Genomic DNA, 13059 nt, shown 5'->3' on the forward strand with positions numbered 1-13059 from the left:
CCCCAGTGCGCATGCCGAACACCGTGCTCTACGGTGGCGACTACAACCCGGAGCAGTGGCCGGACGAGGTCTGGGACGAGGACGCCCGGCTGTTCGACCTGGCCTCGATCGACACCCTGACGGTGGGGGTGTTCGCCTGGAGCAAGCTGCAACCCGCCGAGGACGTCTACGACTTCGGCGTGCTGGACCGCATCACCGAGCACCTGGCCCGGACCGGCAGGAAGATCATCCTCGCCACCGCGACCGCGGCGGTGCCGCCCTGGATGGCCCGCCGCTACCCCGAGGTGACCCGGGTGGACTTCGAGGGCCGCCGCCACCACTACGGCCAGCGGCACAACTTCTGCCCGTCCAGCCCGGCCTACCAGCGGCTGTCCGTCGCGCTCGCGGAGCGGATCGCCGAGCGCTACGCCGACCTGCCCAACCTGGTCGGCTGGCACATCAACAACGAGTACGGCGGCACCTGCTACTGCGAGCTGTGCGCGGCGGCGTTCCGGGAGTGGCTGCGCGAGCGGCACGGCACCCTCGACGCGCTCAACCACAACTGGAACACGCCGTTCTGGAGCCACGTCTTCACCGACTGGGACGAGATCGTGCCGTCCAGCGCGCTCAGCGAGCACTGGCGCGGCCCGAACCACACCGCCTTCCAGGGCATCACCCTGGACTGGATGCGGTTCGCCTCGGACGCGCTGCTGGGCAACTTCCTCGCCGAGAAGGCGGCGATCCGCAGGCACAGCACCGACATCCCGGTCACCACCAACATGATGGGGTTCTACCGGCCGCTGGACTACTTCCGCTGGGCCGAGCACCTCGACGTGGTCTCCTGGGACAACTACCCGCCGGACGCGAACTCCCAGGACCGGACCGCGCTCACCCACGACCTGATGCGCGGGCTGCGCGGTGGCCAGCCGTTCTGGCTGATGGAGCAGGCCCCGTCGCAGGTGGCCTGCCGGGACGTCAACCCGGTGAAGCCGCCGGGGGTGATGCGGCTGTGGAGCTACCAGGCCGTGGCCCACGGCTCGGACTCGGTGCTGTTCTTCCAGATGCGCGCCTCCCGGGGCGCCTCGGAGAAGCTGTTCAGCGCGGTGATCAACCACGCCGGCCGCTCGGACACCCGGACCTTCCGCGAGATCGCCGACCTGGGCGCGGAACTGCCCCGGCTGGCCGAGGTGGTGGGGTCGCGCACGCGCAGCCGGGTGGCGCTCGTGGTGGACTGGGACAGCTGGTGGGCGGTGGAGATCTCCGACGGCCCGTCCCGGCACGTCTCCTACGTGCGGACCCTGGTGGACTGGTACTCGGCCGTGCACGCCTGTGACGTGGACGTGGACGTGCTGCCGCAGGACGCCGACCTGACCGGCTACGACGTGGTGCTGGCGCCCCTGCTGCACCTGCTGCGCGACGGGGTGGCCGAGCGGTTCGAGCGGTTCGTGCGCGGCGGCGGCAGCCTGGTCACCGGGGTGCTGTCGGCCCGGTCCGACATCCACGACAACGCGTTCCTGATGGACGTCCCCGGCCCGCTGACCGGCCTGCTGGGCATCCGCGTGGACGAGACCGACGCGCAGGTGCCCGAGCGCGCCAACGGGGTCGCGCTGGACGCCGAACTCGGCGGCGCCACCCACTCCTGCTCGCTGGTCTTCGACCTGGTGCTGCCGCAGGGCGCCGAGGTGCTGGGCCGCTACACCGGGGACTTCTACGCCGGCACCGCCGCGATCACCCGCAACCGGGTCGGCGCGGGCAGCGCCTGGTACCTCGGCACGCAACTGGACGGGGGCGGCCTGGCCGCGGTGCTCGGCACCGTGCTCGACCAGGCCGGGCTGGTCGGGCCGTACGCGCACACCGCCGGGCTGGAGACGGCCCGCCGGTACAGCGCGGACCACCGGTACCTGTTCCTGCTCAACCACGGCGACGGCGAGGTCTCGGTCAGCGTGGACGCCGCCGGCACGGACCTGCTGTCCGGCCGGGACTTTGCGGCCGGCGACAAGCTCACCCTGCCGCCGACCGGCGTGGCCGTGCTGCGCGGCGCCTCGGCCGGCCGCGACGAGACCGGGAGCCGGACCCGGTGAGCGGCGTGCGGTCCTTCTTCGCCGGCACCGACCCGTGCTGGCTCACCCCGGCGACCAAGCAGCCGGTGCTGCGCGCCGAGGTGTCCGTGGACAGCGCGGACCCGCTGGCCGACACCGTGCGGGCCGAACTCGACCTGCTGCGCCAGGCGGCCGGTGCGGCGGACGCGGCGCCCGACGGGGTGCGCGAGATCCTGCTGTGCACGCTCGACCGCCTCGGCCGGACCCCGGTGGGCCGCGACCTGGCCGACGCGGTGCACGCGGCCGTGCCCCGGGCCGGCCTGGGCGCCGAGGGCTTCGTCGTGGTGCGCCGGGGCGAGCGGCTCGTCATCGCCGCCGGCGCCGGCCGCGGCCTGCTGTACGGCTGGTACCACCTGCTGCGGCAGGCCGCGCCGCTGGCCGCGACCACCGGCGCGGACCACACCGAGGCGCACCGGCCGGCGTGCGCGGTGCGGATGGTCAACCAGTGGGACAACATGGCCGTGCACCCGGTGATGGGCTCGGTCGAGCGCGGGTACGCGGGCCGGTCCTTCTTCTACCGGGACGGCCGGGTCGTCGCGGACCTGAGCCGGGTGCGCGACTACGCCCGGCTGCTGGCCTCGGTCGGGATCAACGCGCTGTCGGTCAACAACGTCAACGTGCACGCCACCGAGACGCGGCTGCTCACCGACCACCTGCCCGACCTGGCCCGGATCGCCGACGTGCTGCGCGAGCACGGCATCACCACCTACCTCTCGGTGTCCTACGCCGCGCCCATCGAACTCGGCGGGCTGGACACCGCCGACCCGCGCGAGCAGCGGGTGGCCCGCTGGTGGGCGGAGGCGGTCGAGCGGGTCTACTCGGCCATCCCGGACCTGGGCGGTTTCGTGGTGAAGGCCGACTCGGAGAACCGGCCGGGCCCGTTCACCTACGGCGCCGACCACGCCGACGGCGCGAACCTGCTCGCCCGCGCGCTGCGCCCGCACGGCGGCACCGTGTACTGGCGGTGCTTCGTCTACGACTGCCACCAGGACTGGCGGGACCGGAGCACCGACCGGGCCAGGGCCGCCTACGACCACTTCGTGCCGCTGGACGGGCGCTTCGACGACAACGTGGTGCTCCAGGTCAAGTACGGTCCGCTGGACTTCCAGGTCCGCGAGGCGGTCTCGCCGCTGATCGGCGCGCTGCGCCACACCCGGGTGGCGCTCGAACTCCAGATCACCCAGGAGTACACCGGCCAGCAGCGGCACATCTGCTACCTCGGTCCACTGTGGACGGAAATACTCGGCTTCGACACCACCGGCGCGGGCGGACCCACCATCGGCGACATCGCCTCGGGGCGGGCCGGACGACCGACCGGCGGCGTGGTCGCGGTGTCCAACGTGGGCGATGACGCCAACTGGACCGGGCACAAGCTGGCCCAGGCCAACCTGTTCGCCTACGGCCGGCTGGCGTGGGACCCGCTGGCCTCGCCGGACGAGGTGCTGGCGGAGTGGGCGCGCGCCACCTTCGCGGTGGACGCGGCGACGCTGGCGGAGTTGACCGCGCTGATGAGCGGGTCATTGCGGACCTACGAGAAGTACACCGCCCCGCTCGGCGTCGGCTTCATGGTCACGCCGCACACCCACTACGGGCCCAGCGTCAACGGCTACGAGTACTCCCCGTGGGGCACCTACCACTTCGCCGACCGCGACGGCGTGGGCGTGGACCGCACGGTGGCCTCCGGGTCCGGCTACACCGCGCAGTACCCCGAACCGCTGGCCAGCCGCTACGAGGACCCGGCCAGCTGCCCGGACGAGCTGCTGCTGTTCTTCCACCACGTGCCCTACTCGCACGTGCTGCGCAGCGGGCGCACCGTCATCCAGCACATCTACGACACCCACTTCGACGGCTGCGACGAGGTCGAGGACCTGGTCCGGCGCTGGTCGGCGATCGCCGACCGGTTCGACGCGGCCACCCGGCGCAACGTGGACGAACGCCTGGCCGAACAGCTGCGCTGCGCGCGCGAGTGGCGCGACCAGGTGAACACCTACTTCTTCCGGATGTCCGGCGTGCCCGACGCCGAAGGCCGCACCATCCACCGCTGAGCCGCCCGGCGCCGACCGCCGGGCGGGCGCGGGGCCGGTCGCCGCCACCGTGACGGCGGCCGGCCCCCGGTTTTATGATCGGTTGGGGGAAGCGGGGCCGGACCGCAGCCGACGCAGGGGGGCCGTGTGCGTGTAGTCGGGCGGGAAGCACACCTCGACAGGCTCCTGGCGCTGCACGCGGCCAGCAGCCGGGGAGACGGCTCGATCGCCCTGCTCAGCGGACCGGTGGCGGTGGGCAAGACCACGCTGCTGCACGAGTTCACCCGCCGGTCGACCGATCCGGACACCCTGGTGCTGCGCGCGGCCGGGTCCCGCGACGAGAGCGGGCTGCCGTTCGGGGTGATGCGCCAGCTCTTCCGCCCGCCGCGCCCCTTCGGCGCCCTCCACCCCGACATCCAGCAGATCCTGACGGCGCCGGCCCCACCCACCCAGCCGGCCGACTGGGTGAGGTACCGGCTGTGCGACTTCGTGCTCGAACTCGCCGAGCGGCACACCGTCGTCCTGGCCGTCGACGACGTGCACGAGGCGGACGACGAGTCGCTGCGGTGCCTGGGCTACCTCGGCCGCCGCCTGTCCACCGCGCGCCTGCTCGCCGTGTTCACCGAGCGGGTGCCGGCCCGGCCGCCCTACGCCTCGGCGCGCGCCGACTTCGCCCGCCAGCCCGGCTTCCGCCAGCTCCGGCTGGGCCCGCTGACCGCCGAGGACGTGCGCGCGCTGCTCGCCGACCAGGTGCCCGCCCCGGTCACCGACCAGCTGGTGGACGAGTGCGTCGCGGCCAGCGGCGGCAGCCCGCTGCTGGTGCGCGCGCTCGCCGAGGACACCGCGCTGGCCCGCGCCGGCGAGGCGGCCGAGCCGGCCCGGTCGCTGGTGGTGGGCGAGTCGTTCGCTTCGGCGGTGCTGGACTGCCTGCACCGGCTCGACCCGGCCGCCGCCGACCTCGCGCTGCGGCTGGCGGTGTTCGGCCCGGACGCCTCGGCCGCCCTGGTCGGCACGACCGAGGCCGACGAGTTCGGCCCGCCCCTGCGGGAGTTGGAGCAGGCCGGGCTGGTCACCGGCCACCTGTTCCGGCGGGCCGAGGCCCGCACCGCGCTGTGCGCCGAGGTCGACCCGCGCACCGCCGCCGACCTGCACCACAGTGCCGCGCGGCTGCTGCGGGACACCGGCGCGCCGCCCCGGGTGATCGCCGAGCACATCGCCGTGGCCGGTGGCGTGGCACCGGCGTGGGCGGCCGAGGCGTGGCCGGTGGAGTTGTTGCAGGAGGCGGCCGGCAGCGCGCTCGCCGAGGGCGAGTTCCGGACGGCCGTGCGGTTCCTCGACCTGGCCCACGACGCGTGCGCGGACCAGCGCCGCCGGGCGGATCTGCTGTTGCGCGGCACCATCTTCGCCTGGCAGGTCAACCCGTCCGTGGCGCTGCGCCGGCTGCCCGCGCTCAAGCAGGCCGTCGCCGACGGGCACCTGGGTGTGCGCGACGGCGCCCTGGTGCTGATCAAGAACCTGTTCTGGCACGGGCACCTGGACGACGCCGCGGACGTGCTCGACCTGGCCAGCCGCGCGCACCACGAACCCACCGAGGACGACGAGGCGGAGATCCAGGGGCTGCGGCTGTGGCTGGCCGTGCTGTGCCCACCGCTGCACGAGCGGATCTTCGGCAGTTCCCGGGTGGCCGCCAGGGCCGAGCTGACGCCCGCCGCGGTGGCGACCCGGCCCCGCCTGCGGGCCGCGACCGCGCTGTCGCTGGTGCTGACCGGACAGGACGTGGCCTCGGCGGTGGTCGCGGCCGAGCACGTGCTGGAGATCAGCGAGCTGGACTCGACGCTGGAGACCATTCCCCTGGCGCTGATGGCGTTGTTCTACGCCGACCGGCTGGCCACGGCCGAGGCCTGGTGCGGCGCGCTGCTCGCCACGGCGCGGTCCCGGGGCATCTCGACCTGGGAGGCGATGCTGTCCGGCTTCCAGGCGCTGATCCTGGCCAGGCAGGGCCGGCCGCGCGCCGCCGAGGAGAGCGCCGCCACCGCGCTGGACCGGATGTCCTCGGGTGGTTGGGGCATGAGCTGCGGCCTGCCGCTGGCCAGTTCGGTGTCCGCGCTGACCGCGATGGGCCGCTACGAGGCGGCCCAGGCCCGGCTGGCCCAGCCGGTGCCCGAGGCCCTGTTCCAGACCCTCTACGGGCAGCACTACCTGTTCGCCCGGGGCCACTTCTACCTGGCCACCGGCCGGTTGCAGGGCGCGCTCGGCGACTTCCTCGCGTGCGGCAAGGCCCTGGAGAGCTGGCAGATCACCAGCCCGGCGGTCATCCCGTGGCGCACCGCCGTGGCCGAGACGCGGATCCGGCTGGGCGACCAGCAGCGCGCCGTGCCGTTCCTGGAGGAGGAGCTGGCGCGCTCCGGCGACCACCCCCGGGTGCACGGCACGGCACTGCGCCTGCTCGCCGCCACGACCGAACCCCGGCGCCGGCTCACCCTGCTCACCCAGGCCGTCGAGGAGCTGCAGGCGTCCGGCGACCAGCTGGCACTGGCGCACGCCCTGGGCGATCTCGGCCAGACCCACCACCTGCTCGGCCAGTCCACCCGGGCCCGGATGATCGTCCGCCGGGCCTACCAGCTGGCCAGGCAGTGCGATGCCGAGCCGCTGTGCCAGGCGCTGCTGCCGGTCACCGAGCGCCCCGGGCAGCGGCCCAGCCCGGCCGCGCGCGACCAGCTCGGCGGCCACCCGGCCGAGGCGCTGTCCGACGCCGAGCGGCGCGTGGCCCACCTGGCCGCGAACGGCCACACCAACCGGGAGATCGCGCAGAAGCTGTTCATCTCGATCAGCACGGTCGAGCAGCACATGACCCGGATCCTGCGCAAGCTCAACGTGTCCCGGCGCGCCGATCTGCCCGCCGGGCTGGGTGCCTCGGCCGGGTCGGCCACCCCGGCCGGCCGGGAAGCGCACAGCTGACCGGTACCGCGCACCGCCGCCCAGCGGGTTGACGCGGCCGCCGCCCCGGTGCGTGCCGGAGCGGCGGCCGACCCCCAGTGGTCCGATCACTCCCCTTGATCGGCAGGTGTGCCCGGCGCCCCGTCCCGGTCCTCGGACGCCGGTCGCGGCCCCGGTTCCTGGCGCTCCAGGTTGTTGTGCCGCTCGATGTAGTCGGCGAGCCGGTCCGCACTGTCGGTGCGCCTGGCCCGGAACGCCCTGGCCTGGGCGCGCATGTCCGCCGCCGACTTGTTCTGCCCGAGCTTGAACACGCCGTCGATGCGCGCGATCGGGATCTCGAAGCCCTGGATGAGCCGGAAGTACTCCTCGAACAGCGGGCTGGCCTGGCGCGGCAGCGACCACGGCGGTTTGGGCGCGAGCCGCTTCTCCTGGTCCTCGATGAGGTCGTCGAGTTGGCGCACCAGGCGCACGTCGTCGAGCAGCCTGGGCCGACCGGTGACGTGCACGGCGGCGTAGGCCCAGGTCGGGAAGTGCGGCTGGGTGGCGTAGTTGTCCGGGGAGATGTAGTCGCTCGGGCCGAGGAAGGCGACCACCACCTCGACGTTGTTGGCCAACTCCGCGCAGATCGGGTTGCCCCGGGACAGGTGGCCGCGCAGCCGCCCGTAGGGCCAGGCGTGGCGGTCGAGCACGAAGGGGACGTGCACGGCGGCGGGCCGGCCGTCCACGGCCAGCGCCATCAGCCCCAGCGGGTACTCCTCGATCAGCTCCCACTGGGCCCGCAGGTCGGGCGGTCCGAAGTAGTCCGGGCGGTAGACCACTGGCGTCTCGTCTCCCTGTGTCGGGCAACCGCCGCGAGTCGCGACGGGTACCGGTGTGGCGGTGTGCTGGCGCGGCCCCCGGTGCGACCGCGGTGGCGGTCAGGCCACGGCCGCGGGCAGGGCGCCGGTGAGCACCGCGCCCAGGTAGTCGAGCACCGCGTCGCCGTCGTGGCCGCGCGCGGTGAGCCCGACGTAGCCGTCCGGGCGGACCAGCACCAGGGTGTCGCCGGTCAGCTGGTAGGCGGCCGGGTGTTCACCGAGCAGGCAGGTGCGCACCCCGGCCACGCCGGCCGCGGCCACCGCGCGCAGCGCCGGCGCGCACGACTCGCCGAACCCGAGCAGGGTGAAGTGCGGGCCGCGGAACACGTCGAACAACCGGACCACCCGGCCCGCCATGTCCAGGCACGGCGCGTCCGGGGCGCGGTCGCCGGCCCGCACCCCGCAGTCCTCGGCCAGCGAGCGGCTCAGCGAGCTGTCCCGGTAGTGCAGGTCGAGTTGCAGCGTCTCCTGGGTCAGGCCGACCTCGGCGCCGCCGGTGCCGTGCAGCATCTCCTGGAACACCCGGTCCGAGCTGGCCACGCTGGTCTTGAGCGTCCACTCGGCCACCGGCAGCCGCTCCTCCTGGTAGCTGTCCAGCAGGGCCTGGTTGCCGCCGCGCAGCGCCACCGCGAGCTTCCAGCCGAGGTTGTAGGCGTCCTGCACGCCGGTGTTGGCGCCCAGCGCGCCGAGCACCGGGTGCACGTGCGCGGCGTCGCCGGCCAGCAGCACCCGGCCGACCCGGAGCCGGTCGGCCCTGCGCACGTTGACCCGGGTGGTGGACAGCCAGCTCGCCGCACGCACCCGGATGGGCATGCCGGTGACGGTGTCCACGGCCGTCTGGAACGCCTCGACCGACGGCGGCAGCGGGGTGCCGTCCGGGCCGGGCACCGGGGTGGCCTGGATCTGCCAGGACCGGGTGCCGCTCAGCGGGCACAGCATGACCACGCCGTGGTCCAGGTCCAGCCACTGGTACCAGGCGTCCGGTTCCAGGCCGTCCACCTCGACGTCGCCGACCATCATCTGCCGGTGTCCCTCGGTGTACCCCTCGAACGCGACACCGAGCGACTTGCGGACGAAGCTGCGTCCGCCGTCGCAGCCCACCAGGTAGGCGGCGGTCACCTCCTCGGTCCCAGCCGGGGTGGCCAGCCGCGCGGTCACCGCGTGCGCGTCCTGGTGGAACCCGACGAGTTCGGTGCCCAGTTCCACGGTGACGCCGAGTTCCGCGAGCCGGTCGCGCAGGATCTCCTCCGCGCGCGACTGGGGCATGAAGTGCAGCCGCCGGAACGGCCGGTCGGATGTGGGTGTGTTGTCCAGGTAGGGGATGGTCTCGCCGATCATCTGGTCCCGGCGGTAGCGCCGGAACGGCAGCCGCTGGGTGCCGGCGGCCAGGATCTCGTCGATGACCCCGAGGTCGTGGAACACCTCCAGGGTGCGCGGCTGGATTCCGGCCTTGCCCCGGGAGGCGACCCGGAACTCCGGCAGCTTCTCGACGACCCGCACGGCGATGCCGCGGCGCGCGAGTTCGTGGGCGAGGGTGAGACCCGTTGGTCCGGCCCCGCAGACGATCACCCTGTCCGGTTCCACCTGGCTCCCGCCCTTCGCCCGAGGTGCTGGTGAACTCCCCTGTCCCGACGCAGCGTAGGAAGCGCTCGGGCGGGCGCGGCACTCCTAACGCACCCCTACCGGCCCGGTATCTCGCCGGGGCGGACCACGACCCCGGCGGGCTGGTCCTCGCCGCCGGCTCGGCGCGGCCGGCCGGTCCGGCGCTGGTGAGCGGCTCGTGGCCGGGGTGGGCGCGGCAGCGCACCCGGATCGGGGTTGATCGGGGCCGGATAGGGGTGGGGGCGGGAACCGGTTGGTGCCGCTGGCCGAACCCACCGGGCACCACACCGGGACGGCACTGGCGGGTGGGAACCCGCAGCCGAGTTCCCACCCGCTGACCGGCGCCGCCGATGTCCACTGTGTCCGGTGCCGGACCCGGGTCAGCGGCGCGGGTCGGGCACGGCCCTGATCGCCAGGAATCCGACGGGCTCGCGCAGCAGCCGCGCGTGCGCCGTCGGGTCGAGGTGGGCGGCCTCGGCGGCCGGCCGGGGTTCCCGCAACCGCTCGACGAGGAACCCGGCCTCGTGCAGTTCCTCGCAGGTGCGCTCCAGCGGCATGAGCCAGAAGCGCACCCGCCAGCCCCGGCTCCACACCTCCTCCACGATCCGCGGCTCGAAGTAGTTGCCGCCGTGGCGCAGCCAGTCACCGGTGGGGTGCAGGCGGGACAGCACCAGCGCGCCGTCCGGCCGCAGCACCCGGCGCAGCTCCCGCAGGGCCGCGACGCGGTCGTCCACGTACTCCACGGCGAGCGCGAACAGCACCAGGTCCACCGAGGCGTCCGGCAGCCAGTCCAGCGGGTCGGCCAGGTCGTGCACGCGGAACTCACCGGCGGGAACCCGCTGCCGGCTCAGCTCGACCATGCGCGGGCTGTGGTCCAGCCCGATCACGCTGGCCCCGCGCCGCACCAGCTCCTCCGCGTAGAGCCCGGGGCCGCACGCCACGTCCAGCACCCGGCGGCCGGCCACCGGGCCGAGCAGGTCCAGGCACGCCGGCCGGTCGTAGTGCGCGTTGTACAGGCCGTCGCGCGCGTGCTCGGCGAACTCGTCGGCGAACCTGTCGTACTGCGGATCGGAACCCACCACTTCAACCATGGTTCATCTTGGCCGGGCGGGCGCGGTCGGCACGAGCGGATTACGCGCCGGGCACCAGCGCGACGAACCGCAGACCGCTGGTCTGCGCGGCCTGCCGGAACGCGCCGGCCGGGTCGTCGAGGCCGACCGGGTGCACGTCCACCGCGTCGAGGTCGATGCTGCCCGCGGCGACCATCCGCCACACCGCCAGCGCGGTGGCCGGTTCGGCCATCCAGGAACCGCGGATGGTCTGGCGCCGACGCATCAGCTGTCCGTAGGGAAACACCAGGTCCTGCCGGACACCGCCGATCAGCACCAGGCACCCGCCAGGGCGCAGGGAGTCGTAGCCGGCCAGTGTGGGTTCGGCGCTCGGCACGGCGCCGAGGGCGTCGACCACCACGTCGGAGCCGCCACCCGCCTCGGTGATCGCGGCCGCGTCCTCGGCCCGCTGCCCGGTCAGCGCGACCGCGGCGACCCGACCGTCCAGTTCGGTCAGTCGGTCCAGCACGTCCCTGTTGCGGCCGACCGCCACCACGCGCGCGGCGCCCTGGGCGAGTGCGACCAGCACCGCCGCCGCGCCCATCTGTCCGGTCGCGCCGAGGACGGTGACGACCTGTCCCGCCCGCTGTTCGGCCCGGCGCAGGCCCTCGGCTGCCACGGACAGCCAGCCGAGGAACGCCAGTTTCGCGGGGTTGGGGTAGTGCTCCGCGCCCGGCAGTCGGATGAGGGACTCCTTGGGGCACACCGCGCGCTCGGCGCACCCGCCGTCCCGCCACGCGGTCTGCATGGCGCGGGTGTCCGCGCTCGGCGCGCCGCGCCAGTCAACGCCGGTCCAGCCGACGAGGATCTCCTGCGGCTCGTCCACCCGGCCGGCGTCCAGCAGGGAGGTGTTCAGCACGATGTCGCCCGGCCGCACGTTGAACACGTCCGGTGCCACCGACTCGACCCGCCCGATGCCACCCGGCCCGAGGATCAGCGGAGTGGGGAAGGAGTAGTTCCGCTCCCCCGACACCACCTCGGCGGCGTACGCGGGAACGTGCACCGCGAGTGTGCTGATCACGACCCCGCCACCGCGGAGTTCGGGCTCGGCCACCTCCGCGCACCGCACCTCGTCACCGGCTCTGTCCAGTACCCATGCTCGCATGACGACCAGTCTCAGCCGGGATTAACCTGGTATCCAGAGCCGGCTCATTCTGGTACTGGAGGTGCCAGCACGCGTGTCCACCGCTGCCGCGCAACGGCGCGAACTGGGTCTTTTCCTGCGCAGCCGGCGCGCCCGGCTGACCCCGGCCGACGTGGGGCTGCCCAGCACCGGGCGACGCCGCACCCCGGGGTTGCGCCGGGAGGAGATCGCGCTGGTCGCGGGCATCAGCGCCACCTGGTACACCTACCTGGAGCAGGGCAGGGACGTCCGGCCCTCCGAGCAGGTGCTGCTGGCGCTCGCCTCGGCCCTGCGGCTGAGTCCGCAGGAACGCGCGCACCTGCTCCACCTCGCCAGCAGCGCACCGCAACCGCGGCGTGCCGAGCCCGAGCGGCTGGCTCCGGAGGTGGCGGCGATCCCGCTGCTGCTGTCGGCCAACCCGGCCTACCTGACCGGCGCCAACCACGACGTGCTCAGCCACAACCCCGCCGCCGCCGAGCTGTTCCCCGACCTGGACGCGCCCACCGGCGGCCGGCCCAACGTGGCGCGCTGGGTGTTCACCGCGCCCTCGGCCCGACAGGTGCTCGTGGACTGGGAACGGGAGGCGCAGGGACTGCTCGCGCGGCTGCGCGCCGCGGCCGGGCGCCACCCCGGTGATCCCCGGTTCACCAGCCTGATCGAGGAACTGCACGCGGCCAGCCCGGAGGTGCGCGCCTGGTGGCCCCGGTACGACATCCAGGTCAGTCGCGGTGGTGCGAAGCGGCTGCGGCATCCCCGGCTCGGCCTGGTCACGCTGACCCACACCGCGTTCCACCTGGCCGACCAGCCAGAGCAGACCCTGGTCATCTACTCCGACCCGGCCGGATCCGGGCCAGCGCCGGCGTAGCGGCCGCGGGCTACGCGCTGCCGATCTCCTTGCGCAGGGACGCGGTGAACGCGCGCAGCGCCGCGACGGTGTTCTCCTCGTGCTCGGCCCTGGGCGCTTTCGACCGCCAGCACCACGTGGCGAAGGAGTCCGCGTGGTCCCGGGTCTCCTGCGCGCACAGCAGGTGGATGACGGCGCGGCCGCGCTGCAACTGGGTCTGCCACTCGCGCAACTCGCTCGGCTCGAACGCGTTGAGCCAGTCCTCGCTGCGGTGGCGGAACTCGAAGATGTTGGTGCCCGCGCTCACCATCTCGGCGGCGCCGGACAGCTTCTGGTCGCGCAGCCACTTGCGGTGCTCGCCCCTGCTCTTGATCCAGGCACCGAGCAGGGCACCCGAGAAGCCCAGCAGCGCGCCGATGATCCCGGCCAAGACGTTGACCACAGCACCACCTCACCGTTGCCGTGTGGACGACCGCGCCGCAAAC

Annotated in this window: 9 protein-coding genes; 4 read left to right on the forward strand and 5 right to left on the reverse strand. The window is 73.9% G+C overall.

The annotated features are described in order from the left end of the window. Positions 1 to 11: 11 nt before the first annotated feature. From LX83_RS01205 to LX83_RS38260, 3 genes are all read left to right on the forward strand, one after another. On the forward strand, positions 12 to 2060 hold the full coding sequence (locus LX83_RS01205; RefSeq protein WP_253766947.1) for a beta-galactosidase: 2049 nt from the start codon (positions 12 to 14) through the stop codon (positions 2058 to 2060). Further along, complete coding sequence (locus LX83_RS01210) at positions 2057 to 4123, forward strand: alpha-glucuronidase (protein WP_253766001.1); 2067 nt, start codon at positions 2057 to 2059, stop codon at positions 4121 to 4123. Before LX83_RS01205 ends, LX83_RS01210 begins: the two co-directional genes overlap by 4 nt. Before the next feature lie 126 nt (positions 4124 to 4249). Continuing rightward, positions 4250 to 7060 carry a helix-turn-helix transcriptional regulator gene (locus LX83_RS38260; protein WP_253766003.1) on the forward strand — a complete coding sequence of 937 codons (2811 nt, stop codon included), beginning with the start codon at positions 4250 to 4252 and terminating at the stop codon, positions 7058 to 7060. Between the two features lie 86 nt (positions 7061 to 7146). Here the strand turns inward: LX83_RS38260 and LX83_RS01220 are convergent, their stop codons facing one another. The 4 genes from LX83_RS01220 to LX83_RS01235 all read right to left on the reverse strand — a co-directional run bounded on the left by LX83_RS01220 (position 7147) and on the right by LX83_RS01235 (position 11712). Then, a complete protein-coding gene (locus tag LX83_RS01220; protein ID WP_253766005.1) occupies positions 7147 to 7857 on the reverse strand; it encodes an FMN-binding negative transcriptional regulator in 711 nt (236 codons plus the stop codon). Between the two features lie 99 nt (positions 7858 to 7956). After that, positions 7957 to 9480, reverse strand: a complete 1524-nt coding sequence (locus tag LX83_RS01225; RefSeq protein ID WP_253766007.1) for an FAD-dependent monooxygenase — start codon at positions 9478 to 9480, stop codon at positions 7957 to 7959. A 398-nt stretch (positions 9481 to 9878) separates the two neighbouring features. Continuing rightward, entirely contained in the window at positions 9879 to 10589 is a 711-nt protein-coding gene (locus LX83_RS01230) for a class I SAM-dependent methyltransferase (RefSeq protein ID WP_253766009.1), read from the reverse strand. 40 nt (positions 10590 to 10629) lie between these two features. After that, positions 10630 to 11712: a zinc-binding dehydrogenase gene (locus tag LX83_RS01235; protein WP_253766011.1), complete on the reverse strand. Its 1083-nt coding sequence runs from the start codon at positions 11710 to 11712 to the stop codon at positions 10630 to 10632. Positions 11713 to 11785: 73 nt separating this feature from the next. Between LX83_RS01235 and LX83_RS01240 the strand changes: the two genes are divergently transcribed. Next, positions 11786 to 12595 carry a helix-turn-helix transcriptional regulator gene (locus tag LX83_RS01240; protein WP_253766013.1) on the forward strand — a complete coding sequence of 270 codons (810 nt, stop codon included), beginning with the start codon at positions 11786 to 11788 and terminating at the stop codon, positions 12593 to 12595. Between the two features lie 10 nt (positions 12596 to 12605). Here LX83_RS01240 and LX83_RS01245 read toward each other — a convergent pair whose 3' ends face one another. Beyond that, positions 12606 to 13016: a hypothetical protein gene (locus LX83_RS01245; protein ID WP_253766016.1), complete on the reverse strand. Its 411-nt coding sequence runs from the start codon at positions 13014 to 13016 to the stop codon at positions 12606 to 12608. Between the last annotated feature and the right edge of the window lie 43 nt (positions 13017 to 13059).

Origin of the sequence: Goodfellowiella coeruleoviolacea, assembly GCF_024171785.1 — a bacterium.
Taxonomy (GTDB): domain Bacteria; phylum Actinomycetota; class Actinomycetes; order Mycobacteriales; family Pseudonocardiaceae; genus Goodfellowiella; species Goodfellowiella coeruleoviolacea.